General features: G+C 34.4%; 19 protein-coding genes. 11 read left to right on the forward strand and 8 right to left on the reverse strand.

Translation table 11 applies throughout. The features are described from left to right. Positions 1–264: 264 nt before the first annotated feature. Both SCA31_RS09785 and SCA31_RS09790 read right to left on the reverse strand, forming a co-directional pair. Positions 265–780: a hypothetical protein gene (locus tag SCA31_RS09785; RefSeq protein ID WP_410696784.1), complete on the reverse strand. Its 516-nt coding sequence runs from the start codon at positions 778–780 to the stop codon at positions 265–267. An 88-nt stretch (positions 781–868) separates the two neighbouring features. Continuing rightward, positions 869–3,106 carry a TonB-dependent siderophore receptor gene (locus SCA31_RS09790; RefSeq protein ID WP_410696786.1) on the reverse strand — a complete coding sequence of 746 codons (2,238 nt, stop codon included), beginning with the start codon at positions 3,104–3,106 and terminating at the stop codon, positions 869–871. Positions 3,107–3,291: 185 nt separating this feature from the next. Between SCA31_RS09790 and SCA31_RS09795 the strand changes: the two genes are divergently transcribed. Continuing rightward, complete coding sequence (locus SCA31_RS09795; RefSeq protein ID WP_410696787.1) at positions 3,292–4,347, forward strand: Gfo/Idh/MocA family oxidoreductase; 1,056 nt, start codon at positions 3,292–3,294, stop codon at positions 4,345–4,347. A 66-nt stretch (positions 4,348–4,413) separates the two neighbouring features. Here SCA31_RS09795 and SCA31_RS09800 read toward each other — a convergent pair whose 3' ends face one another. Next, the gene (locus SCA31_RS09800; protein ID WP_410696788.1) at positions 4,414–6,309 is read right to left on the reverse strand and encodes an ABC-F family ATP-binding cassette domain-containing protein; all 1,896 of its coding nucleotides are present in this window, start codon (positions 6,307–6,309) and stop codon (positions 4,414–4,416) included. Between the two features lie 204 nt (positions 6,310–6,513). Here SCA31_RS09800 and SCA31_RS09805 point away from each other — a divergent pair, with 204 nt between their 5' ends. Together SCA31_RS09805 and SCA31_RS09810 are read left to right on the forward strand one after the other, a co-directional pair. Beyond that, positions 6,514–7,026 carry a 5' nucleotidase, NT5C type gene (locus SCA31_RS09805; RefSeq protein WP_410696789.1) on the forward strand — a complete coding sequence of 171 codons (513 nt, stop codon included), beginning with the start codon at positions 6,514–6,516 and terminating at the stop codon, positions 7,024–7,026. Positions 7,027–7,173: 147 nt separating this feature from the next. Next, on the forward strand, positions 7,174–8,823 hold the full coding sequence (locus SCA31_RS09810) for an alpha/beta fold hydrolase (RefSeq protein ID WP_410696790.1): 1,650 nt from the start codon (positions 7,174–7,176) through the stop codon (positions 8,821–8,823). A 158-nt stretch (positions 8,824–8,981) separates the two neighbouring features. Here the strand turns inward: SCA31_RS09810 and SCA31_RS09815 are convergent, their stop codons facing one another. Continuing rightward, positions 8,982–9,845, reverse strand: coding sequence for a glycoside hydrolase family 25 protein (locus SCA31_RS09815; protein ID WP_410696792.1), 864 nt, complete (start codon positions 9,843–9,845; stop codon positions 8,982–8,984). Between the two features lie 65 nt (positions 9,846–9,910). Here SCA31_RS09815 and SCA31_RS09820 point away from each other — a divergent pair, with 65 nt between their 5' ends. The 5 genes from SCA31_RS09820 to deoC all read left to right on the forward strand — a co-directional run bounded on the left by SCA31_RS09820 (position 9,911) and on the right by deoC (position 14,384). Beyond that, positions 9,911–11,173, forward strand: coding sequence for an NAD(P)/FAD-dependent oxidoreductase (locus SCA31_RS09820; protein WP_410696793.1), 1,263 nt, complete (start codon positions 9,911–9,913; stop codon positions 11,171–11,173). Further along, positions 11,170–11,841 carry a tRNA (guanosine(37)-N1)-methyltransferase TrmD gene (gene trmD, locus SCA31_RS09825; protein WP_410696794.1) on the forward strand — a complete coding sequence of 224 codons (672 nt, stop codon included), beginning with the start codon at positions 11,170–11,172 and terminating at the stop codon, positions 11,839–11,841. Before SCA31_RS09820 ends, trmD begins: the two co-directional genes overlap by 4 nt. 361 nt (positions 11,842–12,202) lie before the next feature. Next, a complete protein-coding gene (locus SCA31_RS09830; protein ID WP_410696795.1) occupies positions 12,203–13,138 on the forward strand; it encodes an endonuclease/exonuclease/phosphatase family protein in 936 nt (311 codons plus the stop codon). A 27-nt stretch (positions 13,139–13,165) separates the two neighbouring features. Further along, entirely contained in the window at positions 13,166–13,636 is a 471-nt protein-coding gene (locus SCA31_RS09835; protein WP_047379047.1) for an Lrp/AsnC ligand binding domain-containing protein, read from the forward strand. A 4-nt stretch (positions 13,637–13,640) separates the two neighbouring features. Further along, entirely contained in the window at positions 13,641–14,384 is a 744-nt protein-coding gene (gene deoC / locus SCA31_RS09840) for a deoxyribose-phosphate aldolase (RefSeq protein ID WP_410696796.1), read from the forward strand. 65 nt (positions 14,385–14,449) lie between these two features. Here deoC and dusB read toward each other — a convergent pair whose 3' ends face one another. Continuing rightward, positions 14,450–15,445 (reverse strand): tRNA dihydrouridine synthase DusB, encoded by a 996-nt coding sequence (dusB, locus tag SCA31_RS09845; RefSeq protein WP_410696797.1) that lies wholly within the window; start codon positions 15,443–15,445, stop codon positions 14,450–14,452. Positions 15,446–15,641: 196 nt separating this feature from the next. On the opposite strand from dusB, the gene SCA31_RS09850 reads away from it, so the two are divergent. Then, complete coding sequence (locus tag SCA31_RS09850; protein ID WP_410696798.1) at positions 15,642–17,417, forward strand: T9SS type A sorting domain-containing protein; 1,776 nt, start codon at positions 15,642–15,644, stop codon at positions 17,415–17,417. Between the two features lie 108 nt (positions 17,418–17,525). On the opposite strand, the gene SCA31_RS09855 is transcribed toward SCA31_RS09850, so the two are convergent. Then, entirely contained in the window at positions 17,526–20,753 is a 3,228-nt protein-coding gene (locus tag SCA31_RS09855) for a hypothetical protein (protein ID WP_410696799.1), read from the reverse strand. A 149-nt stretch (positions 20,754–20,902) separates the two neighbouring features. Here SCA31_RS09855 and SCA31_RS09860 point away from each other — a divergent pair, with 149 nt between their 5' ends. Together SCA31_RS09860 and SCA31_RS09865 are read left to right on the forward strand one after the other, a co-directional pair. After that, a complete protein-coding gene (locus SCA31_RS09860) occupies positions 20,903–21,676 on the forward strand; it encodes a T9SS type A sorting domain-containing protein (protein WP_410696800.1) in 774 nt (257 codons plus the stop codon). A 184-nt stretch (positions 21,677–21,860) separates the two neighbouring features. Beyond that, on the forward strand, positions 21,861–22,670 hold the full coding sequence (locus SCA31_RS09865) for a lamin tail domain-containing protein (RefSeq protein WP_410696801.1): 810 nt from the start codon (positions 21,861–21,863) through the stop codon (positions 22,668–22,670). 54 nt (positions 22,671–22,724) lie between these two features. Here SCA31_RS09865 and SCA31_RS09870 read toward each other — a convergent pair whose 3' ends face one another. Beyond that, entirely contained in the window at positions 22,725–25,547 is a 2,823-nt protein-coding gene (locus SCA31_RS09870) for an aminopeptidase (protein WP_410696802.1), read from the reverse strand. A 53-nt stretch (positions 25,548–25,600) separates the two neighbouring features. Continuing rightward, a complete protein-coding gene (gene pyrF / locus SCA31_RS09875) occupies positions 25,601–26,980 on the reverse strand; it encodes an orotidine-5'-phosphate decarboxylase (RefSeq protein WP_410696803.1) in 1,380 nt (459 codons plus the stop codon).

Genomic DNA, 26,980 nt, shown 5'->3' on the forward strand with positions numbered 1-26,980 from the left:
GTTTATTATTCACGAATTATAGAAAAAACAATAAATGTGCCAGACTCTTAATTTTAGACAATTTTTCTAAATTAATGTTAAGATTATGAGGCATATACAATTCAATTTTTTAACAATATAACTGATGATTCTGTAATGATAAATAATTGGAGTTGTAAGCTGGGATTGCAATATTGTTGAAGTTTTAAAAATTATTATTTCCATTTTTATTATTGAAGTACGTAAAATAAAAATAGATATAAGCCATGCAGCAACTTCTTTAAATTAAATTAATAAAAGAATCACAGAAATGATTAGCCCGGCAATGGTAAACTTGATCCCACGTTTGAAAGCCTTTGTTTTAGGATTAAACATCCAGAAACTAGAAATAACAAAGAAGAAAAGTGCAACTCCGAAAAATACACTTAGAGGTGCTATGGCATCTTTAGATTGTGATTTGTGAAGAGAAACCATTTTATCCAGTACAAAAGGCAGCTCCATTTTTGAATATTTAGCTACCCCCGTTGAAGAATCATAAGTTCCTTTTTTAAAATGAAGAACTGTACCTTCAGTCTTTTCCACTTCAAGGCCTTTCATCTTCAGTTCTTTTTTCAGTTCTTTTTCAGAAAGGTTGGCAGATAAAGTCTTTTCATACTTTTTTTCGCTCTTTAGAAAATCGGTGTCTCTGTAGACCAAAATAATTCCACTTACTGCATACACCGCCATAATACCGGCAAGGAAATACCCCAGATAACGGTGTGTAATTCTCATGAAACTTCTTGTGTCTTTAATCTTATCCATATCTAATTGTTTGTTTTTAAATTTCAAAAGTGGAAACTGCAAAAATGCAATTTCCACTTTTAATGAAGAAGTAATTATGTAATTAATTCTAAAGTTTGTACGTCAATGTGAAATAATAGTTTCTAGGAGTGATTGGGTTTACTGAATAATTCTCGTGAACGTTATAGTTTTCAACGTTAAACAGGTTGCCCACTTTCCCTTGAATTGAGAATTTCTTCCATTCATATCCTACCGATACCATTACAGTAGTATAATCTTTTAATGCAAATGATCTGCTGATTCCGTTTCTTGCACCCAGGCCAGTTGAACCATTTTTTGTGTCATTCCATCCTGCTAATCTGTCCCCGATAAAGTAAGCTCCTGCACCCACTTTTAGGCCTTTTGCATAACGAGTGAATTTATAGAATACGGAAGCATTTGCTGTTGTAGCAGGTGTTCTTACCAATCTCTGTTTTTCAACATATCCGAATCCTTCCGGTGTATCTATATATACCGAATTATTGTAGGAGAAACCTCCGATGATGGATAAGTTTTCTGTTGGATTTCCTGTAATATCCAACTCTACTCCTCGGCTTCTCATTTTTCCTGCAAATTCTTTATAGAAAGAATCTGAATTTGCCTGTCCGTTTGCTAGTTGAGGAGCTGTTTGGTAATAATTATTATAAATAATCTGATATGCTGTTAAGTTAACAGCTAATGCATTGTTCCAAAGGTTTTTCTTTACCCCTATTTCATACTGATCAATTGTTGTAGGTTTTAATGCTTGTTCAAAAATATCCTTTCCTGTATTTTGGGCAAAAGAGTTAGTATACGTTGCAAATACTGAAAGGTTTTCATTTGGCATATAGACTAAACCTGCTTTTGGTGAAAATGCTCTGTCTGAAATAGCCGTGTTTTTTTGATCAACATCTCCAAGATTGTTTGCAAAGGAATTCTTGGTGTTAGTCATTGTTTCTAGATAAGACCATCTTAAACCTGCAATTACTTTAAATTGTTTGGTAAGGCTGATGAAATCTTGAATGTAAATACCGAATCTCTGAGTAGGAATTCTAGTTCTGTCTTTTAGAGACGCATTAGGCATTTTTCCACTAGCCCAACTTGATGCATCATCCAGATAAAGGTTATTATTAATCGCTGAGGTATTGCCATTAGTTCCGTAAACAGTTGGGTTGGTATAAGTGTAGTTATTTTGTACTCCGTAATCCCCATCGGTACCAATTAAAACCTTATGATTAATTTTTCCTGTATTGAACTCTCCATTAATATTAACTTGTAATGAAGTATAGTTTTGTTCGTTAAATGTTTTATTTAAAGGTCTTACCCAGTAATACCTGTTGTTCGGCTTGTCATATGACCATTGTACTCTTTCCGTTGAGTAATAGTCTTTAGTATAACTTTGGAATGAAGCAACAGTATTTAAAGTCCATCTGTCACTAAACTGATGGTTGAAAGTTACGTTGGTAGATACTTGTTCTACGTTCTGATATTGCCAATCTGCTCCTAAGAATGCATTTTTAGGTAGCAAATCGTTTATTTTGAAACTTCCGTCAGGATTGATAATAGATCCAAGACCAAAATCAGGAGTGAAATTATTTTTAAGGTAATCTGCCTCAACAATTAATTGAGATTTAGGACTTAAATTGAATAAGAATGAAGGATTGAAATAGTATTTTTCAGATTCAACAACATCTCTGAAGCTTTCTGCATATTCATACGCTCCATTTATTCTAAACGCTATATTTTTAGATAAAGGACCATAAAAATCTACTGTTGGTTTGTAAGAATTCCAGCTTCCACCGTTTAATCCTATACTTCCGCCAAAATTGAATTTTGGTTTCTTAGTAATCATATTAATTATACCACCGGCAGCAGCATTACCAAAAAGCATTGCATTTGCTCCTTTTAATACTTCCACTCTTTCAAGACCACTTACTTCAGGGAAAACTCCACTATTTATTCTTGCTCCATTCTTGAAAATATTGTCATTTCCTAAGATAAAACCACGTCCTCCAAAGCTGTCCTGTGAATTACCTCTGGATGAAGTAATGTACATTCCATTCACATTTTGCAAAACATCACTCAATTGTTTTGCCTGCTGCTGTTCAATAATCTCATGAGTAACAATTGCGATAGGCTGAGGGTTCTCCATTACCGTCAGATTTGACTTTGTAGATAATGCTCTTGCCTGGTTTGGATTTCCTGTTTTATGAAGATTAATATCTTCAATTGTTTGGGTTCTGATCGTATCTGCTTCAGCATTTTTCATCTGAGAACTTGCTGAAACAGCGATAAATAGAAGACCTAAAGAAAGTAGTTGTCTTTTCATTTTATTTTTATGTAGAACAGTTTTAAATAAGGCGCAAATGTAAGTATTTGTTTAGAATGAATAAAAATTAATTCATGACTTTTATCATACTTTTTAGCACTATATAAATGGATTGTTTCTATTGCTATTGTGGATGGGAAAATCTGGAGTTTTTTATGAATATATTTGTTATTAAAAATAAATTTATGCAATTGGTAAAAGCAGGACTTTGTGCCTTTGGAATGAGTGGCAAAGTGTTTCATGCCCCTTTTTTGAGAGAACATCCAGGATTTTTTATTTCTGCTGTAGTAGAAAGAAGTAAAGAGGAATCAAAAGAAAAATATCCTGAAGCAATAATCTATCATTCAGTAGAAGAAATGCTTCAAAATGCAGATATAGAGCTGGTGATTGTCAACACACCGGTTCAGACACATTATGAGTATGCAAAAAAAGCACTTGAGGCCGGAAAAAATATTATTGTTGAAAAACCATTTACAGTAAATGTTGCCGAAGCTGAAGAACTGGTAAAACTGGCTGAAGAAAAAGGGTTGTTTCTAAGTGTGTATCAAAATAGAAGATTTGATCGTGATTTCTTACAGGTACAAAAGATATTAACAGAAGGAAAACTAGGGAACATTAAAGAAGCTGAAATCCGTTTTGATCGTTTCCGTACTACACCAAGTGGAAAGCAGCATAAGGAAAATCCGGATCAGATAGGTTCAGGATCACTTCATGATCTTGGTGCTCATCTTGTGGATCAGGCGGTACAGTATTTCGGTTATCCTGAAAAGCTTTTTGCGGATGTATTTTCCATGAAAGGTCCGGAATTCGCCAATGACTATTTCGAGATTTTGCTGTTTTATAAAAATGATTTGAGGGTAAGATTGAAATCGTCAGTATTCAGTAAAGAGGCTCACTATGCCTATACCATTCATGGAGATAGAGGAAGTTTTTTACAGGAAAGAACAGATAATCAGGAAAGTGAATTAGTTGCCGGAGCAATTCCTGTCTATGGTAAAGATTGGATGGAGCCTTTGAAAGAGTCAGACGGAATTTTAAACTATTTAAATGAAAACTCCGAAACAGTAAGGACATTAACTTCAAGTGAAGCGGGAAATTATATGAATTATTACCAGCAAATCTACGAGCATATTGTCTTTGGATATCCTTTGCCATCTCCAGGGAAAGAAGTGATTCAGAATATGAAGATTATAGACGCTTCCCTAAAAAGTACCAAAGAGCAAAAAGTGATTAAGCTTTAATATAAACTAAGAATTATGAATTGGCTCAAACTATCATAACCAATTCATAATTCATAGCTTAAAATTTTATAATGCTTCCTGTAATTCAAGCCATCTCATTTCATGGTTTTCCAATTTTTCGGAAATTGTTTCCAGTTCTGAGGAAAGGCCGGCTATTTTTTCATAATCACTTTCATTGTTAAGCTGGTCCAAAATCGTTGCACGCTTTTTTTCCAGTTCAGGCATTTCCTTTTCAATAGTTTCCAATTCTCTTTGTTCCTTAAAGGTTAGTTTCCTTTTTGGGGCACTAGAAGGTAAAGGAGTTTCCACAACGGGAGCCGTTTCTTTAGCAGGCTCAGGTTTTACAGCTGTGTTTTTTTCCAGGGCATCTTCACGACTTTTTGCTTCGCGGTATTCTGAGAAGTTCCCAACAAAATCCCTGATTTTTCCATCTCCCTCAAAAGCAAGGACGTGATCCACAATCCTGTCCATGAAATATCTGTCGTGGGAAACAATAATTAAAGATCCTTGGAACTGCTGAAGAAAGTTTTCAAGAACCGTTAACGTTGGAAGATCCAGATCATTCGTAGGTTCATCAAAAATTAAAAAGTTAGGATTCTGATAAAGAATATACATTAAATGCAGTCTTCTTTTTTCTCCACCTGATAATTTTGAAATAGGTGAGTATTGCGTTTGATCATCAAATAAGAATAATCTTAGGAACTGTGATGCAGAAAGGCTTTTTCCATTCGCTAAAGGATAGAATTCTGCAATTTCCTTAATGAAATCAATAACACGTTCGTCTTCTTTATAGGTAAGTCCTTTCTGTGCAAAATATCCAAAGGAGATAGTTTCTCCGGTTTCAATCTCACCTCTATCATATTTTTCAAAACCTTGAATGATATTAAGAAGAGTAGATTTCCCTGCTCCATTTTTTCCGATGATTCCTACTTTCTCACCACGTTGAAATTGATAACTGAAATCCTTTAATAGTACTTTGTTGCCAAAGCTTTTATCAATATTTTTCAGTTCAAGAACCTTATTGCCCAGACGTTTCATTTCAAAATCCAGTTCCAGACCTTGTTTTCTGGTGTCTGTTTTAGCAACCTTTTCAGTTTCGTAAAAAGAATCAATTCTGCTTTTGGACTTTGTTGTTCTTGCTTTAGGTTGTCTTCGCATCCACTCCAATTCCTTTCTGTAAAGGTTATTTGCTTTATCAATGGTTGCATTGAGGTTGTCCTCACGAATCATCTTGTTTTCAAGATAAGTGGCATATGAACCATTGTGAAAATACAGGTTTCCATCCTCCATTTCCCAGATAATATCACAGACACTGTCTAGGAAATATCTGTCGTGGGTAACCAGTAATAAGGTAATTTTTGCTTTGGTCAAATAATTTTCAAGCCATTCTACCATATCTACATCCAGGTGGTTGGTAGGCTCATCCATAATTAGTAGAGTATGTCTGTGTTCAGCTCTGGTCTCTGTTAATAATTTTGCCAGTGCCACACGCTTGATCTGACCTCCTGAAAGAGTTCCCATTTTTGCTTCAAGATCAGTAATCTTAAGCTGGGAAAGGATTTGTTTCATTTCATTTTCAAGGTCCCAGGCTTTGTGAGCTTCCATATCAGCCAATGCTTTTTCAATAAAGTCATTATCGGTAGAATGAAGAGACTTGTGGTAGTTCTTCAGGGCAAGAATAGGTTTAGAATCCAGAGTCATCATAAATTCCTCAATGTTGAGGTTGGGATCATAGTCGATTTCCTGGTCAAATAATACAACCTGAATATCTTTGTTGATGATCGCAGTACCACTGTCTGCAATTTCTTTACCCATTAAAATTTTCAGAAGGGTAGATTTTCCACTTCCGTTTTTGGCAACAATGGCAATTTTGTCTCCTTCATTGATGTGAAAAGAAATGTTTTCAAACAAAACTTTGATGCCGTAGGATTTGGTAAGATTTTCTGCAGAAACGTAATTCATTGGAAATTAATGGTTTGATTTTAATTTTGAATAGAGTGGCAAAAATACGAAAATGTAACCATAAAACTTTCCGGAACTTCTTTTATAAAAATGATTATTTACGATTTTTTAATAAACTGTGTCCACTGCCTGAGAAAACTATTCTGTAAATTTGATAGCAGTTGATAAAAAATAATCGTTAATAACAAATAATAATAATGAAGTATGAAAAAAGTAATTGTTGATATGGATGGAGTAATGGCGGATGTATATCATCAGTTAGTACAATTTGAAAAAAGAGATACAGGAAAAGATCTTAAAGTTAGCACTATGGCTGGCAAGCCAGAATTAGAAGTTTTTCCTAATGGTAAAAAGCATGTGAATGAGGTGGGGTTTTTCCGTACATTACCTGTCATGGAGGGAAGTCGTGAAGCAATGGAATATCTAAACAATAAGTATGAACTTTATATTGTTTCTGCAGGAATGGAGTTTCCCAATAGCCTGAGAGAAAAATATGATTGGTTGGCTGAGCATTTTCCATTCATCACATGGGAGCAAATTGTTCTTTGTGGAAGCAAAAGGGTAGTGTCGGGAGATGTGATGATTGATGATTATCCAAAGAATTTAGATCATTTCTCAGGAGACAGGCTGATCTTTACTCAGCCCCATAATGAGCTGATACAAAATGAGACCTACAAGCGGGTAAATTCATGGGAAGAAATTATGAATATTTTGTAGGAATAGAATGATATTTAAATTTTTTGTAGCAAACTTTTTTTAAATACAGGAAATTTAAAACAACTTTAACTAAAAGAGTGCCAAATTTAATAAGCTCTTATGAAGATTGGTCATCTAAAATAAATAAGTTTGCATCAAACTTTTAACATGAAAAAACTTACTGCCTTATTCTTTATTTTGGCTGTCTATTCCCTTGATGCACAAATCGTTTCCGGAACAATTATTTCTAAAAATGATAACCAGCCTATTCCTTATGTAAAAGTTGGAATTGAAAAAAAAACCAATGGAACAATTTCTGATGAGAAAGGGAATTTTTCAATAGACCTCTCCGAGCTAGAACCACAGCAAATAGTAAAGATTGAAGTGCCGGGATATGAGCTGTATAAGGAAACCATACAAGATTTTAAAAAACATGATCAACAGAAAATATTTTTAAAAGAGAAAATTAAAAATATTAAGGAAATTTCCATTAAGCCTAAAAAGCTCGTAGATAAAAACTGGGGAGTAAATACAAAGACAAAAAGTGTTTTGTATTCAGTGAATCCGACATTGAGTAAACAGGATTTTTTAGGAGAAACAGCGTTGGAATTTAATGCAAAGAAAAGGTCCAAGATTAAGAATATTAATTTGAATATTGCCCGTTACACTTCCACTGAACCGGTTTTGATGCGATATAGTATTTACAGTGAAAAAAATGGCTTTCCGGATAAAAATATTCTGGATGAGGAAATTACCGTTGAGCTTACCGAAGATATGATAAAAGACGGAACTTATACTCTGGATGTCAATAATCATAACATTTGGGTTCAGGGAAAGTTTTTTGTTGGAATTCAGTTTTTAAAAGAATTTAATGGAAGCATTAAGATTAGTGCAGCATTATTTAGAACAGGATTTATAAGAGAATTTTATGGTGACTGGGTGAAAATGTCAATCGCCGCACCAGCCATTAATATTGATGTAAAAATGGATAAAAATAGAAAAGATACAAGAGAGGATGAGGGTGGATATGCGGATGATGATGTACAAGGGTGGATTTCTGATAATTCAAAATATATACAGGAAGCGGATCAATCCATATACGGTAACAATGAATCTGTAGGAAAGTACCTGAAATTGAAAGATACTGATCTTTATTATGAAGTGTATGGAGATGGTGAGCCTTTGATATTGCTTCATGGTAATTCAGGAAGTATAAAAGATTATTATCAACAAATTCCAGTTTTATCCAAGCAGTATAAGGTAATTGCAATAGATACAAGAGGGCAGGGGAAAAGTAAGGATATCTCAAAAAAAGATTTTACTTATAAATTGTTTGCAGATGATGTAAAAGCATTGGCAGACCATCTGAAGCTTGATAAAATTAATATTGCTGGTTGGAGTGATGGGGGATGTACAGGATTAGAATTCGCGTTGAAATATCCGGATCATCTTAATAAGTTAATAATAATGGGTGCCAATGCTTTTCCTGAAGGGGTGGAAGAAAAACTTCTTGATCGGTTCACTAATCAAATGACACAGTTGAATCAATTAAACATTCGTGAAACGTTCAATAAACGCAGGCTGTTAAAAATAATGTTGACAGAACCCAATATCCGTAAAGAAGATTTAAATAAAATAAAAAGTCCGGTATTGGTTATTGTGGGAGATAAGGATGTAATTAAGCCTGCTCATACTGAATTTATTGCAAAACAAATTCCTAACACAGAATTGATGATTTATAAGGATACTACACATATGGTTCCTTTTGAAAAGGCTGATGAATTAAATGCTGATATTCTAAAATTCTTGAAAAAATAAGTAAAAAACTGAAGATAGAAAGATGGAGGTTGAGTATTGTTTTTAGATTGCCAAATTCTGATACATTTTAATAAAATTATTAATGCAGAATAGAGCGTTTTAAACGTCTGTAAAATAAAGGTAAATATGCTTTCGAGCTATAACTTCCATCTTTTTTATCAATCCAAGGTCAATCTTTTCAAAGACCAGGAATTACCATTGTAAATATCAAGATCTACTTTGGTATTGATCCCATGAACGATTCCGTTCTCAGTAAACTGCCAGAAATCCCACTGGTCATTAGGAGAGGGAGTAGGGACATCATTGTAATTGGCCAGCCATAGCGGATAGCTCTCAAATTCTCCTTTCAGAAAATCCTTGTAATAATGGTAGTAAGTATAAATAATAGGCTTCTCACCATAGGTTTCTTCTACAATTTTACACCATACCTTTAAGTCCTCAATCAGTTTTTTATTGGTCTTACGCTTCGGGATTTTTTCAATATCTAAAATAGGCGGGAGATCTCCGCTTTCCAATTTTACATTTGCCAAAAAATTATTGGCTTGGATTACAGGGTCCTCATCGGCTCTGTAAAAATGGTAGGCACCACGAATTAGATTATGCTTTTTGGCCATTTCCCAAAATTCATCAAAATGCTTATCAGCACTGCGGTTTCCCATTGTGGCACGCATTACCACAAATTCCAATGGAATTGTTTTATTTCCAATACTTAAACTATCCCATTTGATATCTTCCCTGTTTTGATAGTGAGAAACATCAAAGCCGTAGGTTTTATCTAGATTATTGGCTAAAATTCTTTGGATCCTTGAAGTTTCCTTTTCACTATTATGAAGTTTTTTATGAGTAAATTTATTAAAGTACAGGGCGTAGTAGTAACTAACAGATTGTTTAAGGTAAAAACCGGTCCCAATTAAAGCAACTATTAAGATTGCTAATATAACCCATCGACGGAAAAAATAATTCTTTCGACGGGTCTTATGAATCTGTTTGGCAGTTTTTTTGGTGTACTTTCTTTGTGTCATAAAGTTTTGCAAAACTAACTTTTTTCACTGCTAAATGCTAAATAAAATCAGTAAATTTGTGTATTATGGAAACACGCGAAAAAATCATCATTATAGGAGGAGGATTTGCGGGGCTGCAGCTTGCAAAAACATTAAATAATAAGAATAAAAAAGTTATTGTTTTGGATCGGATGAATCATCATATGTTTCAGCCGCTTTTTTATCAGGTAGCTTCCGGGAGGATAGAACCCTCCAATATTTCTTTCCCTTTCCGGAAGATTTTTCAGCAATCCAGAAACACTCAGTTCCGTATGACGGATGTAAGGGAAATTGATGCTGCAAACAATAAGGTGATTACCGATGAGGCAGAATTCACCTATGATAAACTTATTATTGCTACAGGCTGTAAAACTAATTTTTTCGGTAATAAAGAACTTGAAGGGAAAGCTTTCGGTATGAAAAATACCCAGGAAGCAATCAGTATCAGAAATCATGTTTTGATGACCTTTGAAAAACTGATTATTGAAAAGAGCAGAAGCGATGATGGAAACTGGAATATCGTTATTGTCGGAAGTGGTCCTACAGGGGTAGAACTTGCAGGAGCATTTGCTGAAATGAAAAAAGATATTCTTCCAAGAGATTATCCTTATATGAATTTTGATCAGTTAAAGATTATTCTGGTAAGCTCCACCGAAAAGCCACTTGCTGTAATGAGCAGTGAAGCTCAGGAAAAATCAGAAAAGTATCTTAAAGATCTTGGTGTAACTTTCATGAGCGGAGAAATTGTTACAGATTATGATGGAGAAAAAGTGCATCTGAAAAGTGGTCAGGAAATACCGTCTAATAATGTTATTTGGGCAGCGGGTGTTACTGGAAATGTAATAGACGGTTTCCCGGAAGATAAATTAGTGCGAAACAGATACATAGTAGATCGATACAATAAAATAAAAGGCTACGACAACATTTATGCAATCGGTGATATTGCCTACATGGAAACACCGAAATATCCACAAGGACATCCGCAGGTTGCCAATGTAGCGATTAATCAAGCAAAGAATTTAGGTAAAAATCTTTTAAAGAAAACCTCAGGAGAATGGAACGAATATGAATATGATGACCAAGGCTCATTAGCGACTATAGGGAAGCATAGAGCTGTTGTAGATTTACCATTCATTAAGTTTCAAGGATTTTTAGCGTGGTATTTCTGGATGTTTCTCCATTTAATGCTAATTTTGAGCGTTCGAAATAAGCTGGCCATATTCTTTAATTGGATGTGGAGCTATATCAACAAAGATTCTTCCTTAAGATTAATTATTATACCTACTAAGAAAAACGGAACATTACAATGAGAATTGACATAATAAGCGTACTTCCAGAATTGATGGAAAGTCCGTTTCATACCTCTATTTTGAAAAGAGCAATGGATAAAGGACTGGCGGAAGTACATTTTCATCATCTAAGAGACTGGGCAATCAATAAGCATAGGCAAATTGATGATGAACCTTACGGAGGTGGCGCAGGAATGGTGATGATGATTGAGCCAATAGACAAATGTATTTCAGAGCTTAAATCCCAAAGAGACTATGATGAGGTAATCTATCTGACTCCTGATGGAGTAACCTTAAATCAGAAAATTGCCAATTCGCTTTCTATTAAAAATAATCTGATTTTTCTTTGTGGACATTATAAAGGAATTGATCAAAGAGTGAGAGACCTGCATATTACAAAGGAAATTTCAATAGGAGATTATGTTCTTACAGGTGGTGAACTGGCTGCATGTGTGCTTGCCGATTCTATTATAAGATTGCTTCCCGGAGTTCTGAATGATGAACAAAGTGCATTAACAGACAGTTTTCAGGATGATCTTCTGTCGCCTCCTATTTATACAAGACCCGAAAGTTATAAAGGACTGGATGTTCCTAAGATTTTGTTAAGTGGAAATCTTGGCAAAATTGAAGAATGGCGTCATGATGAGGCTGTAAGAATTACAAAGGAAAAACGTCCGGATCTGCTTTAAAAGCTATTTAAACGCTATTTTTATTGATCCCGTTTGTTAATATATCAAATGGAATAATATTTGTTATTATTTTAATTGGATAGAAAAATATTAGCATTTTTGTTTTTAAGTTTAAATTTTATTTCATTTTTTTTGAGTTTTATGTGTTATTTCAATTTTGATATATAGAATGAATTAAAGTAATGATTGGAAATTCAACTCAATACAGGTGTTTTTGTTGGTATTTTTTATTATATTTGAAATATCTATTGTTATAAATTGATTTTTTAATATTATAGATAGATCAAAGAATTTTGAAAAAAATAATAAATTTGCGTTTAAGAAAAGGACATATTAATTAAAGTATAGTAATTTTGTGTTGATGGAACTGTTCTCTTTTTATAATGTTGAAAATTTATTTTTACCCGATCCTAAACCTGCTCATAAATTAGATCCTACCCAATCAGGTTTAAGAAACTGGGACGAAAGGAGGTATAAAAACAAACTTTTTAAAATCTCCCACGTATTTCAATTAATGAAGGAGGATAATGGGGTAATGCCATTTGTAATTGGATTGTCTGAAGTTTCCGGAAGGAAAGTTTTGGAGGATCTTGTGGAGACGGAGCCTTTTAATTCAGAATATGGGATTGTGCATTACAATTCTATGGATGAAAGAAAGGTAGATGTAGCCATGTTATATGATAAAAATAAAGTAGAGGTAATAGATTCTGAAACCATTACTTTCTTTTTTGAAATAGTTAATAAAAACACAGGAAATTACGATACAACTAGGGACGTACTTTTTTCTAAAATTAAATATAAAGGGGAAATTATTAATGTCTTTATCGCTCATCTTCCCTCTAAGCGCGAGAAAGATATCAATAAACCCAAAAGAGCCTTTATATTGAATGAGGTCCGGGAACGGATCTTGAAAATTGTAGATGATGATAAGGAGCATGTCATATTGTGTGGTGATTTTAACGAAAACCCGGATGATGAAAATTTAGTACAAATTCTCTATGACAATGATCATGAAAAGGTTTTAATGAACCCATTTCAGGAGTTGTTTTCTACCAGAAATTATTCTACTTTTCATTATAAGTCTGGATTGCTGTATGATCAGATTATTATGTCGAGATCCTTTCTTGATAATAAAACTCTGAATTTTCAGAATGCTCACATATTTAATTCTGAAAAAATTAGCAGCAGAACCAGAAATTTTGAAGGACGACCTTTCCGAACTTATGCCGGTACACGGTATTTAGGTGGATATAGCGATCACTTTCCGGTTTTTGTGAAGTTTAAAAGCTTACAGTAAAAAACATAAATAATAAAAAAGTAGAAAATGAAAAATTCGAGCAACACAAGCTATCATTTAGATTCAATCGACAAGGAAATTATTTACATGTTGATGGATAATGCTAAAACATCTTTAGCACACATCTCAAAAAATGTAGGAATTTCCACAACTGCGGTACATCAAAGAATCAAGAAACTGGAACATGCAGGAGTTATTGAAAATTCAATTTCATTTCTTAATCCTAAAAAAATTGGATACAAGGTAATTTCCTACATTGGTGTATTCTTGGATCAGCCAAGTCATTATCCTGAAGTAGTAAAATCTTTGCATGATATTAATGAAGTGGTGGAAGCCCACTATACAACCGGAAATTATACAATATTCTTAAAGGTTCTTTGTAAGGATAATGATCATTTGATGCAAATCCTTAACAAACTTCAAAAATTGAAAGGCGTAACAAGAACAGAAACTTTTATATCTTTGGAACAAGGTATTTACAGACAATTGAAAGTATAACAATATGAACATAGCCCAATATTTGGATTCAACTTATTTGAAGACACCTGAACAATCAGGTATTTCACATGAAGAAACGCTTCAAATAAATAAAAAACTTGCTCAGGAAGCTATTGATAATGGTATTTTTGCCGTCATGATCCGTCCGGATTATGTAGCAGAGATCAAAAAATATATTAAAGAAAGAAATTCAGATGTTGCAGTAGGTACTGTAATAGGATTTCACGAAGGAACGTATTCAGTTGATGAAAAGCTTGCAGAAGCTTCAAAAGCAATAGAAGATAATGCAGATGAATTAGATTTTGTTATTAATTACAATGCTTATCTTCAAGGGAATACAGAATTGGTAAAAGAAGAATTTGTGAAATGTACCAAATTATCTTTGGAGCATCATAAAATTGCTAAATGGATTATTGAAATTGCCGCTTTGAATGATGAGCAGATTGCAGATCTTACCAAAAAAATTTCTAACTGGGCAGAAGAAAACTTTTCTGAAAATGATTTGTCTAAGATTTTTGTTAAATCTTCTACAGGTTTCTATGAAACAACAGGTGGGAAGCCTAATGGGGCTACATTTGAGGGAGTAAGGATCATGCTAAACAATGCCGGAAAACTTCCTGTAAAAGCAGCCGGGGGAGTAAGAACTCCTGAAGATGCTGAAAAAATGATTAATATGGGGGTAAAGAGAATCGGAACCTCTTCAGCACTGGCACTTATTAAAAATGAATCTTCATCAGGAGGATATTAATTAATACTGATTGATATTCAACAAAAAATAAAAAAACCATCGATTTAATTGATGGTTTTTTGTTTTTATACCTGAGCTTGATATTCTTCGTAGAATTGTTGAGTTTCTTTAATTAAGACGTTCATTTCTTCCATAGTGAAAACTTCCAGAAACTTTTTTCTAAAATCCTTGAAGTGGGGAATTCCTCGGAAATAGTTACTGTAGTGTTGCCTCATTTCAACCAGACCTAATCTTTCGCCTTTCCATTCGGCACTCCATTCAGCATGTTGGCGTACGGCCAATAATCGGTCTGAAATAGTTGGAGCAGGTAAGTGCTCACCTGTCTTAAAGAAATGCTTGATTTCATTAAATATCCAAGGGTAGCCGATCGCTGAACGACCAATCATGATTCCGTCACACGCATACTTTTGTTTGTATTCGAGTGCTTTTTCAGCAGAGTCTATATCTCCATTTCCAAAAATAGGAATCTCAATATTAGGATTTTGTTTAATTCTTGAAATATGTTCCCAATCCGCTTCACCCTTATACATCTGTGCACGGGTTCTTGCATGGATTGTAAGAGCCTTAATTCCGGTTTCCTGTAGGCGTTCTGCTACTTCATCAATGTTGATGGAAGTACTGTCCCAACCCAGACGGGTTTTAACAGTTACAGGAAGGTGGGTAGAACTTACTACTGCTTTTGTAAGGCGAACCATAAGATCAATATCTTTCAATACTCCTGCTCCTGCTCCCTTGCAGACAACCTTTTTTACAGGACACCCAAAGTTAATGTCCACGAGATCCGGATTTACCGTTTCTACAATTCTTGCAGACATGGCCATTGCTTCTTCATCACCACCAAAAATTTGTATACCGACAGGTCTTTCATAGTCGAAGATGTCGAGTTTTTTGCGGCTTTTGATTGCATCACGAATTAAACCTTCAGAAGAAATAAATTCTGAATACATTAAATCTGCCCCATGCATTTTACACAAGCGTCTGAATGGAGGATCACTTACGTCTTCCATTGGAGCTAGCAAAAGCGGAAATTCCGGCAGTTCTATGTTGCCTATTTTTATCATGTTGCAAATTTACAAAATTATTAAAAAATGATTTTTATCCATTTTGTTAAGCTTTGTTGTTTTGTTATTTTCATCTCTATTTATGAGTATTTAAGATTTTGTGTTTAATATTTGTTTTATTTATTTGGTTGATTTTCAATTGTTTTCAATTTTTATTGAGAATGTTTTTATATATTTATTAATAAAAATTAATAATATGAGAAAAATTTTACTTTGCTTACTAACAAGTATTGCTGTATCAAATCTTGATGCACAGATTAGTTTATCTGCCACTGCAGGTACAACAACAGGAACCTACACTACATTATTGAATGCTTTTGAAGCTATTAATGCAGGAACCCACCAAGGAGCGATAACAATTAATATTACAGCTAATGTAACAGAAACTGCTACCGCTGTTTTAAACGCAAGTGGAGGGGTATCCAATTATACTTCCGTCTTAATAAAACCGGCAGCTGGAGTTGATGCAACAATTTCGGGGGCAAGCCCAGTAGGAATTATTAGAGTAAATGGTGGAGATAATTTAACAATTGATGGAAGTAATAATGGAACTTCTTCAAGAAATCTTACTATCAGCAATACTTATGCAGCTATTACTGGAACTTCTCCCACTGTTATTATGGTGACCAGTACCACAACGGATGGCTGTAATAATATTACTGTTAAAAATACAAATTTAGCAGGATCTGCCCCAACAGGAACAGTAGGCTGCATCCTTGTTGCCGGATCTACTTTAGCAGCAGCAGAGGTTCCGAATAATAACTTTACAGCAATTAATAATACTTTTGTGAGGGCTCAGAATGCTATTTTTGTTGTTGGTAATGCTACTAATACAGATATGGGACATATTATTAGAAATAATGTTATCGGGTCTACAGTTGCTACTGATAAAATGCTATTCAGGGGGATTGCTGTACAAAATTCTCAAAATTTTGAGATTAGTGGAAATACCATTACAGGTGTTGTATTAGGGCCAGCCTCAACCAGCCTTGCATCAGGAATTTTGATAGGAGCAAACATCATGAATGGTAAAGTATTCAATAATAAAGTTTCAGATATCAAGAGTACAAATACAACTGGATATGGAGCAGCCGGAATTTATGTGAATTCTGCGAATGCTGCCTCAAATATTTTAATATATAATAACATTGTAAGTGGTGTTACGGGGTATGGATATAATTCAGGAGGGACGGCTGTTGACAATGGGAATGGCATTGCTATCAATAATGGAGGCGGATTTAGGATTTATTATAACACCGTAGTAATGAATGCCAATCAGAATGTAGCGGGAAGACCTGCTGCATTTAATGTTTCTTCCACAGTGACTGCGGCTGGAGCTATAGACCTAAGAAATAATATCTTTGTAAATCCCCAGACTCAGGCAGGTGAGAAATATGTTATCTATTCCAATGCTGCCAATACTGTATTTTCCAATATTAATAATAATGATTACTTTTCCTCTGGAGGTAACCTAGGATATATTGGTGGTTCAGCAAAAGCTACTCTGGCTGATATTCAAGCTGGGTTTGGCGGGAATACCAATTCCCTGAATGTTCTTCCTGTATTTGTTTCTGCTACCGACCTTCATCTGTCTAATACTGGAAATAATACTCTTGACAATAAAGGAACTCCAATTGCTGAAGTAACTTTAGATGCTGATGGAAATACGAGAAATGCAACAACTCCTGATTTTGGAGCATATGAATTTACAGCGGAAGCGATGGCTGTAAGTGAAGCTTCTAAGAAAAAAATAAACTTTTATCCAAATCCAGTTATAGATTATCTTCATATTAATCATGATGGAAAAATAAAGAATGTTGAAGTATACAATGTTTCAGGACAAAGGGTTATCAGTGAAGAACTCAACGCAGAAAAAGGTTCTGTGGATATGAGAAGAATTCCAGTCGGAGTGTATATTTTAAAAATAAATACAGATAAAGGATCAGAATCAACCAAGGTTATTAAAAAATAAAAATGTAAACATAAGAAAGATCCCCGATAGTAATATCGGGGATTTTTCTATGATCAGTATAGGTTAATATTTAATCTTTCTTCAATATTGTGAATGTAATGATAAAGATTAGAAACTTGCCTTTACCTGCATACTTCCAATATGAATGGTTCTTTCCCCCGAGTTTCTTCCCTCATAGTTAAAGTTTAATTGGATGAATGAGTTGATGGCCTGTTGAATGAATACACTCCATACCTGGTTTTTTCCTGGCTTCAGACCATCCAACATCTGGTTGCCGACAATACTGAAATTATTTCCGTTAAAGTTGTTGTTGATAAAAGAGAAATTTCCGCGTATGGAAGTCTTTCTGTATTCCCATTGAATGGTTCCTGTAACATCAAACGCCCTTAATAATTCTTCTCCATCTAACCGTTGCTTTTGGCGGTATGCAGAAGAAAGTTCGGTTTGAAGAGCATCCGTGAATTTATAGGTTGCTTTTGGCTTCGTTTCAAAATTATTCAAGCGATAATCCCTTGTCGCAAATAGCTGGGAAGAGTTTTTGATATCATGAACAGAATTTTCCCAATCCACCCTGAATTCTTTATTAAACCAATATCCTATATTCAGGAAATGAGACGTCTGTTCACGTTCTTCATTACTGAAATTAGCATTGATGAGGTTATCGTTGGTAATGAATCTATAATTTCCATTCCATCCGGATTTATCCGTAGGATTGAATTGTACAGAGGCTAAGATATTTTGATTTTTAAGGATTTGGTCACTGTTTTTCTCAAATGGATTCAAGACGAGAACTTTATCTTTTTTATAGAATGAATTTTGGGAATTTAAAGAAATATTGAAATTCCAGCGTTTTAAAAATCCATTTTCCGAATTAAAAACAATGGCAGGGTTAACAAACAAAGCAAGCTGTATCTTGTTCTTATTAGACGGAATATATCTGACAGAGTTGGTGTAAACCCTGATATATTGAGCTAAATCCGAATATTCGGCAATTTCAAATTCATCAAGCTGCTGAATGCCATCTCCGTTATAATCTGTCCATTTATAGACACCTTGTCCATCCGTTACTTTAATGTATTGGAATTCTCTTTGTGCTTCCTGTCCGTTTCCAAGCTCATAGAAAGCCTGCAGTCGCATACCGTTTCTGAAAAGCTGCTGATTGTAAAGAATATTTCCTACAACAAAATCATTGTTTCTGGTTACATTACCTTCTGCGCTCTGATAAAAGAATTTTCTATAATGAATTAAGGCATTTAAAGATGTTCTTTCTGTTTTTATAATCTGACTTTCCGCCATGATTCCCAAAATATTATTCATATTTTGAAGTCTGTTATCACGTACAGAGTCATTATCTCTCATATATACTTTTGCAAGTAATTTTGTGCGGGTACTGTCACCAATTTTCTTTTGAACAAAAAGTTCTTTCCAGCTGAAACTTGTGACATCCATGAGTTGAGTGTCATTGTATTTCTTCTCATTATGCTCCATGCTTCCACCAATTGCCCAGCTCCCTTTTTTTCCGGTAAACTCTGTAGATACTCCTCCACGAATGAACTTGGTATCCTGAAGCGTTGCAGTGGTATTCAGATAAGATAAATTTCCTTTTGTAAAGAACTTTCCTGTGATCCAACCGAAATCCAGATCATTCTTAAGCCCTTTATAAGAATCTTGCTCATTCAAATAATTGACACGATAATTTAAGGTAGATTTATTATTCCACTTATTCAAAAAGCTGAATATAAATCTGTTCTGCGTCTTTTTGTTAAATTCCTGAACTAAGTTGAAATCCCTGGAGAATTCTACATCATTAATACGATCAAGGATGTGAAACTGTTTGTCGATATATTGATACTCAAAGCTTGGAGTTCCTTTCCAAGAACTTTTTGTAAAGGTTTTATTTCCGAAGATACGCCATGCATATCCCATATTTTGATTAGAGTCCTTGGATGAGAATAAGTTGACATCATAATTACTCAATGAGATATCAGTCCCGATTTTACCTTCATTCAGTAAATATTCAGAGTTAAGGGAGAAAACCTGAGACTTCTGTGGGGATGGAAGCTTTCTTACAGCTCTGTAATTTCCTGCATTAGGACCTGCATATTCAAAAACACGTCCGTTATTGGTCGTCTGTGACGTTTTATAATCTCCTTGATTGGGTCCAAAATAGGTAAAGGATACCTGGTAGAGTGTTTCATTAGGATCCGTTGAAAATTCATAAAAATTTCCGGCAGGATTTAGACGATATAAAATTTTATTTACATCATATTCAGTCACAACTCCAGATGGAGCATACATCAGATTAGGATCATTTCCTGCATTAGCAAGGATCTGTTCATCCTCTTTGGATAAACTTAAGGAAAGAGGAGCATTTTTATTATCATTCTCCATAAACCAGTTCAGTCCAACCTTGAATTTCTCCCTTTGATGTTCTAGTTTTCCTGTAAATAAATACCTTGAATAATTTCTATTGGCATAATTATAGGAAATGGTAATGAAATTCTGTTGGAAAATGGGACGGAAACTGGTAAAGGTAACTTCACCGGTATTGTAGTTGATCACATAGTCTTGGTTTTCACCACGTTTCATTAAGATTCCGTCAATGAAAACCTGTTCAGAACCTGAGATAAGGGTAATGAATTGTTCGCCGTTTTTCCCGGTCAGACGATAAGGTCCCTGATTTCCTTCGATACCCTGAAAACGGACTCTGTGAAACTCACTTCGAGCCACCCCTGCAGAAATATCCACAAATGTCTTATTTTCCTTTCCAAATTCAGTCTGAAACTGAATACCCATGCTTCTTCGTTGGTATTTGGCAAAATAGTTCTTAGGTTCTACAAGATCCAAATGCCCGGCTCTAAGGATAGATTTATCCTTAATGTTAAGCTGCATATAAATCTTATCGAATTCCTCTAAGGTTTGCGTGTAACCATCTGCCTGAATAGGAAGATTATGATCCGAAATACTTGCTAAAATGGTGACATCCTTAGATAGCCTCCCCGAAATCTGAAGGTCCATAGAACTTTGTACAGATTGCCCCTGATTATTACCAAATGTAATTCCACGAATGATAGATCCCTTAGAATTAAGCTCTCCTAAAAATCTTTTTTTATCATTTTTAGCCAATACAGCTTCATCAATAATAACTCTGTTATTGGTTCGTATAAAGTCCAGAGTATCTTTTGCGAAAATATCCTGTTCAAGCTTTGCGGTAAGGATACTATCTTTTTTTATGCTGTCTTCAGGAACGTTAGGGTTTTTCCACGAGAATACCTGAGCACTTCCTGAAAATATGCCTAAGAAAAATAACGCAAATAGGATAAAAAAATTCCGCAAATCCTGAAAAATAATTGGTAAAAGTAATTAAAAAATGTTAATGGCAATAGATCAACTATTATTAACAAAAAATTAATCTATTTATTGTACCAAATAGAAAATTAGGCTTAATTTTGGGAAACTAATTATTAATAAATAAAATTTAGATCATGAAAAAACTTTATTCGTTTTTTGCTACAGTTATGGTAGCAAGTGGAATTTTTGCACAAACAGTTTTTAGCGCTACATTTGATGATGTAACAGGAACAGGTGGTAATGATGGTTCTTGGAGTGGAGGAGTTGCTAATAGTAGTTTTCTGGATGGAACAGGTACTTATGCTACTGGTGGAGATTGGACATTTGCAAAAATTTATAAAGGAAATGGGTGTCTTAAAGCAGGTACAGGTTCTGCGAAAGGTATAGTTACTACACCAACTATCAATTTAACAGGAGAAGGGACTTTAACATTTAAAGCTGGTGCTTGGGATGGAAATAGTGAAAAACTTGTTTTAAATGTAACGGCAACTGGTGCTACTTTAAATCTAGCAACGGTAACTTTAGTAAAAGGATCTTTCTCTACCTATACAGTAAATATCACAGGAGCTACAGGAGCTGTAACTCTTAAATTTGAAGGATCAGTAGCTGCTAATAATAGATTCTTTATTGACGATATTACAGTTACTACTGGAACTCTTGCTGTTTCGGACATCAACAAAGCAAAATCTGTAAACTTTGTGAAAAACACTTCAGTAAAAAACAACGGAATTACTTTCGGAGCTGATGCTAAGGATGTAAAAGTTTTCAATATGGCTGGACAAGTTGTGAAAACAGCTTCTGTAAAGCAAAACGAAACGGTAAGCGTTTCTGAGTTGGCAAAAGGAAACTATATCGTAACGGGTACAGTAAACAACCAATTGGTATCTCAAAAAATCTTGAAAGACTAATCTAATTTTTAGATCAAAATACAGTCCGGCCATTTCAAAGAAATGGCCGGATTTTTTTATGGTAATGGCCGGATTATTTTGTACAAGAAAGTATACTTATTTATGGTAGTTTTTTTGTAAATTTCCCAGTCAGGTGGTATTGTTTTTGATATTTTTACCACAACTTACCTCTAAAATTATTATGATGAAAAAAATCTTTACTATTGTTGGATTAATACTAGTAACAGCAACGGCAAATGCTCAGATTGTGATCAATGAGATCTATGGAGGCAATGCTAGTTCGGGGGCCATTTTAAAGAATAACTATATTGTTCTTAAAAATATAGGAACCACGCTGGTTTCCCTTACGGGTGCCAGTATACAATATGCCCCCGCAATAGGTGCTTTTACGCAATATCATACATTACCAGACTTGACTCTGGGACCTGAACAGACATATCTTATTCAGGAAGCTGAAATAGAGGGAGGAACGGAAAGCTTACCCACACCGGATTTTATTGCCACTACCATTACCAATTTTGATGGAACCCCCAATAAAATTGCTGGGATCAGAATATCAAGTGTCTCTGGAAAAATTGCTTTAGCGGGAAATATCGTACAGGTTACAAATCCTGACTCTTCCAATGTACTGGATTTTGTTGGTTATGGTGCCAATGCTGATCAGTTCAAAGGTGATGGACCTGCTCCGTCTCCAACATCAACTACAGCGATCAAAAGAAACCTAGAGGGTAATCGTGATAATATGGTAGATTTTTCCCTTGAAGGGACAGCTAAGACTGACTTTGTACAAAACCCATTTATAAAAGATGGCAGAATTGTTTTCGGAATGGAGGTAAAGGATGTGAAATTATATGACACATTTAGACAGGTCGTTAAAAAAGCTCCCACAAAATTTGCCTCATATCTTGATATTACAGAACTTCCTAAAGGAACCTATATTGTGACAGGAACCATTAACAATGCACCTATTTCACAAAAGATTATTAAAGATTAATTTTAAACATATTTTGATAGAGAAAGAACAGCTTATATGGGCTGCTCTTTTATTTTAATACCAACCTCTTCTTGCCGCGTTGATGATTGATCCAAGATTAAGAACCAATGTATATCTGATTCGTTTTGCATAATCCTTGAATGATGGCTCGAATCCCAATGAAGACTGTATCGGGAAATAAACTTCAAGGAAATCCGGAATGATTCTTACCTTAACTCCTGTGTCCCATATAAATTTTGCAGGCATATCCTTATTTTTATATATTCCTGCATCAGCATAAACATGAAAGATTTTCCAAACGCTGGAATCTACATTGGCAGAGGTGATCCATTGATTGACAGTACCGGGGATAAAGGATTTAAACCCTCCATCTGCGAGGATAAACTGCTGTGAAAGAAGTCCGCTGCTAGCACTTTCCCCTAAAAGATTATAGGAAAATGTATAGTTTGAAACCCTTGAAATTCCATAATCAAACAAGTTGTTTCGGGTATCGTTTCTTAGAAAATATCCGGCAAATAGTCGAAGACTTAATTTTTGTTTAGGAGCAAATTCCCATCTGTAAAATCCTTCAGCAGTAATTTTATTGAAGTCTTCCATTCCCTGTGCACTCAGACTAAAGCTTTTTTCATGAATCATCTGGTTGTCACTATATCCGTATCCTACGCTCCAAAGATTATATTTTTTATAGTCATCATTGGCAATCATAAGAGGACTCAAATCTCTTTCAAAATAATTATATGAAACCCCGACACTTCTACTAACTGTACTTCTTGGGTTCTTTCTAAAGTTGAAATTGGAGAATAAAGATCCTTTTCTATAAGCTAATCCATAATCATAGTGAAAATAAGAACCGGAAGCTCCAAACGTAAGGCTTCGGAAAATACTTTCAGCAGGTAGAAAAGAGTAGGAGACAGCTCCGGAACCTGTCAATTTTCCGGTTCCTGTACTGTACATGGGGGTAAATGAGTACAGAAATTTTTGATCGAAAAATGATTGATTCTTTAAATTAACCCCCAGAAGGAATTTATCATATGTATTGTTGAAACGAACCCTTGGGCTGATATAAATTTCATTGTATTCAGGATTTGGGATATCCTTTATCAGCTTAAGTTTGATTTTTTTTGTATTTGAAAATATTCCTTTTGCATACAGAAAATTATCCCGATAGTTAGACTCGGGAAAGGTATATCCATTGTTTAAAGTGATTTTGTAAATATTGTCTGATGCTGGAAGCTGGAAATCCTTGATTCTTTCGTTTTCTTCAGTTTCAATCCAATATTCTTTTTTTTCTCCCTCCCTAGTTTCTGTTTCCAGTTTTACAGGAATGGGGATATCTGTATTTCTTGCTATTTTGATTTGCAGGGAATCATTTTCTTTTTTAATACGTTTTAGCTTGAAATTAACCCTGTTTTTTTGTTTGAAAAAATCGGTAAGGTAATTTGTGGATTTATCTTTTTTAGACAGTTCTTTCAAAAAATCTACCGGATTGATCTTCTTTCCTGAATTTTGTGAAATATAACTTTTTATAAGATCATTGAATGTAGAGTCTCCTATTTTATCAGCTGAATAATTGAACAGACTTCCCGTTTCAAAACTACTGATAGCCATGTCATTAAAATTACTTAATACAGTGAAATTCTCATCAATTTTCTGATCTAGATTTTGAAGCATGATATATTGATAGGCCAGTCCATATCGGTCCAGGAGCTTAACCTTTGAAGCATGAAATAATTTTAAAGGTTTTAGGCCAAATAACTTTGCCTCTGGTAACATTCCTAAAAGCTTTGTGTCTTTATAGAATTTATCCAAGTATTGAATTTCAATATATGATTTTAGCCCATTTTTAAACCAATGATCTTTCTGCTTATCAGTAATAATATTCTCATCAAGAATTTTTTTGGTAATAATTCCAAAATAATCCAGATCTGTTTTTTCTGCATCAGTAAATAATTGAAATCTGAATTTCCAGAAAGTAATGTCGTTATTCCCGAAAAAATCTTCTTTCGCTTTAAATTTATCTGAAATGAATATGCTTTCCGGGAGAAAACCTATTTTTTCCTTAAGAAATTTTAAATGAAGTGGTAAATAAAATTCAAGATTTTGTTTTTCTTCAGGTTTAAGATTATAACCAAACTTAACTACAGTGTTACTTCCTTCAACATTGGTTGTTATAGCAGGATATGCAGTTTGAGAAATGAAGAATTCAGGATCAGAATCCAGATAGCCTTTAAAAGAATTCATTTGAACCTGAGGAAGGTTTCCTTCAATAAAATTATTGACAGGAATATCAAAATTTACAGTCCAAAAGGTATTGAAACTTACAGATTCCTCAATGTCATGATAGTTGTTTTGAGAAATATTGTCCGGATCAAAATGATCCGGAACAATAAAGAAATATTTTAATGCAGTATTTTGAGAAGATGTTCCGTATCCCGTAAATTTTTTATCGGGAAGTAACATCTTGTATTGAAGCTGCAAGGTAATGCTCTCGCCAGGTTTTAATGCTTTATTTAGAGGAAGAAAAAGATTTTCATCTGAAATAGCATTGATGGGGATCTCCTGATTTTCTGAATTTTTAATATTTAGTTCAAGAAGTTTTCCCAGTTCATCATTCTTAGCAAAATGCAAATCATTGTTTCTGTCTTCCAGTTTTCTGTAGACTAAAGATGTTCCGCGCTTGTTGTAGGCAGAAACCCAATTCAGAAGTTTTACTGTATGCAGGTCTTTTTCAGAATGATTGTAATAAACAATCTCCTGATTGACTTTCAAAGATTTTCTGTCAGGAGACAGTGTAGCCTCAATATATATACTGTCTTTCTGTGCAGAAACCTGTACAACTCCCCAAAACAAAATAAGGCAAATGCTGATCTTTTTCAAATATCCGTGATAAAGCTCAAATATAACTTATTTTGTATATACTTTATAGGATTTTAACCCTGAATTGCTTTTTTTTCCAAAGAATTAATATAAGCGTTCCAACCCTCGGTTTTATAGGTAACAGCAGAAGCTTCCGGATTATCAGATTTGTAGATTCCTCTTCCTACAATAATAAAATCTGTATGCAGGGTTTTGAAAACGTGTTCCGGTGTATTGTATTGCTGTCCTTTTCCATCTCCTGAGTCTGCAAGATTTACTCCTGGTGTGAATAGTAACAAATCTTCGGGAATTTTATTCTGTGAAACTCCACCAATTACATTAGGGTGTGATAGAGCCACCTTTAATGCTTCTTCACGATAGCTGGCAGTCGTTAACGTTCCTTTGGAAGACATTCCCACAATTGCTACTACACCTACATTATTGAAACAGTCTAAAGATTCAAAACCTCCAATAACCTGAGATGTTACAAAATCGGCCCAGTTTGTAATCTTAAAGACTCCGCTTGTAAATTGTAATTCCTGAGTATTTCCGATATCTGCAAATTTTCTGTCTTCCATTAATAGGAATTGGTGTCTTGCAGCAATTTCCTTTAGAGGTGTGATTGTTTTTTCATATTCAAAATCCGAAATAATGTCAATATGCGTTTTTAAAGCAACAATGTGAGGCCCTACTTTTTCAGCAAAATTCAATAGCTCTTGAGTCGTGGTGACATCTGCAGAAGCAATAAGGTTGGATTTTTTAGCTAAAGCGGTTTCCAGTAATTTTTTTGAAACAGAATGTTCTGCATTCTGAAGCTTTTGTTCATAAGAAGATCTGGTTTCTTCTTCAAACTGGATGTGGTTCCCTTGTAGGAAATCCTGAATTCTCTTTACCTCTGCATCAGACAATTCACCAGTTTGCTGAAGGATGTCACATACTTCCGAAATATTGAAAAGAGTGTGTACTCTATATCCTTTGCTTTCTAACAGTTGTTTTCCACCTTGTTCTCTGTCCAGAACCACCACAATATCAGAAACTTTAAGATCTTCCTGTTCTATTTCGGGAATGGTTTCTAACAAAGATTTTCCTGAAGTGATCACATCTTCTACCAAAAGGCAGTTTTGTCCTTTCTGGTAAATTCCTTCGATCAGCTTTTTTGTACCATAGCTTTTTGCTTCTTTTCTTTTAATAATTAATGGAATATAGCTTTCCAATGACATTGCTGTAGCCATAGGAAGGGCAGCATAAGGAACTCCACAGATTAAATCGAAATTATCCAATGGAAGCATTTCCAGTAAATAATTAGCAAGATTTTTTAAGATTTTAGGATCTGAGGCTAAAGGTCTCAGGTCTACATAAAACGGACTTTCAATACCGCTTTTCAAGGTAAACCTTCCGAATTTAATGATACCTAGCTTGTAGCACTCTAAGAAGAATTCTTTTTTACTTTCCAT

The organism is Chryseobacterium sp. SIMBA_028 (genome assembly GCF_046535285.1).
Lineage (GTDB): Bacteria > Bacteroidota > Bacteroidia > Flavobacteriales > Weeksellaceae > Chryseobacterium.

Bases quoted from the DNA above. Each gene is read 5' to 3' on its own strand.
- SCA31_RS09800 (WP_410696788.1), bottom strand. From the start codon at position 6,309: ATGAATTACGTTTCTGCAGAAAATCTTACCAAATCCTACGGCATCAAA.
- pyrF (WP_410696803.1), bottom strand. From the start codon at position 26,980: ATGGAAAGTAAAAAAGAATTCTTCTTAGAGTGCTACAAGCTAGGTATC.
- SCA31_RS09815 (WP_410696792.1), bottom strand. From the start codon at position 9,845: ATGACACAAAGAAAGTACACCAAAAAAACTGCCAAACAGATTCATAAG.
- dusB (WP_410696797.1), bottom strand. From the start codon at position 15,445: ATGATAAAAATAGGCAACATAGAACTGCCGGAATTTCCGCTTTTGCTA.
- SCA31_RS09785 (WP_410696784.1), bottom strand. From the start codon at position 780: ATGGATAAGATTAAAGACACAAGAAGTTTCATGAGAATTACACACCGT.
- SCA31_RS09830 (WP_410696795.1), top strand. From the start codon at position 12,203: ATGGAACTGTTCTCTTTTTATAATGTTGAAAATTTATTTTTACCCGAT.
- SCA31_RS09835 (WP_047379047.1), top strand. From the start codon at position 13,166: ATGAAAAATTCGAGCAACACAAGCTATCATTTAGATTCAATCGACAAG.
- SCA31_RS09810 (WP_410696790.1), top strand. From the start codon at position 7,174: ATGAAAAAACTTACTGCCTTATTCTTTATTTTGGCTGTCTATTCCCTT.
- SCA31_RS09805 (WP_410696789.1), top strand. From the start codon at position 6,514: ATGAAAAAAGTAATTGTTGATATGGATGGAGTAATGGCGGATGTATAT.
- SCA31_RS09820 (WP_410696793.1), top strand. From the start codon at position 9,911: ATGGAAACACGCGAAAAAATCATCATTATAGGAGGAGGATTTGCGGGG.
- trmD (WP_410696794.1), top strand. From the start codon at position 11,170: ATGAGAATTGACATAATAAGCGTACTTCCAGAATTGATGGAAAGTCCG.
- SCA31_RS09865 (WP_410696801.1), top strand. From the start codon at position 21,861: ATGAAAAAAATCTTTACTATTGTTGGATTAATACTAGTAACAGCAACG.
- SCA31_RS09790 (WP_410696786.1), bottom strand. From the start codon at position 3,106: ATGAAAAGACAACTACTTTCTTTAGGTCTTCTATTTATCGCTGTTTCA.
- SCA31_RS09860 (WP_410696800.1), top strand. From the start codon at position 20,903: ATGAAAAAACTTTATTCGTTTTTTGCTACAGTTATGGTAGCAAGTGGA.
- SCA31_RS09850 (WP_410696798.1), top strand. From the start codon at position 15,642: ATGAGAAAAATTTTACTTTGCTTACTAACAAGTATTGCTGTATCAAAT.
- deoC (WP_410696796.1), top strand. From the start codon at position 13,641: ATGAACATAGCCCAATATTTGGATTCAACTTATTTGAAGACACCTGAA.
- SCA31_RS09795 (WP_410696787.1), top strand. From the start codon at position 3,292: ATGCAATTGGTAAAAGCAGGACTTTGTGCCTTTGGAATGAGTGGCAAA.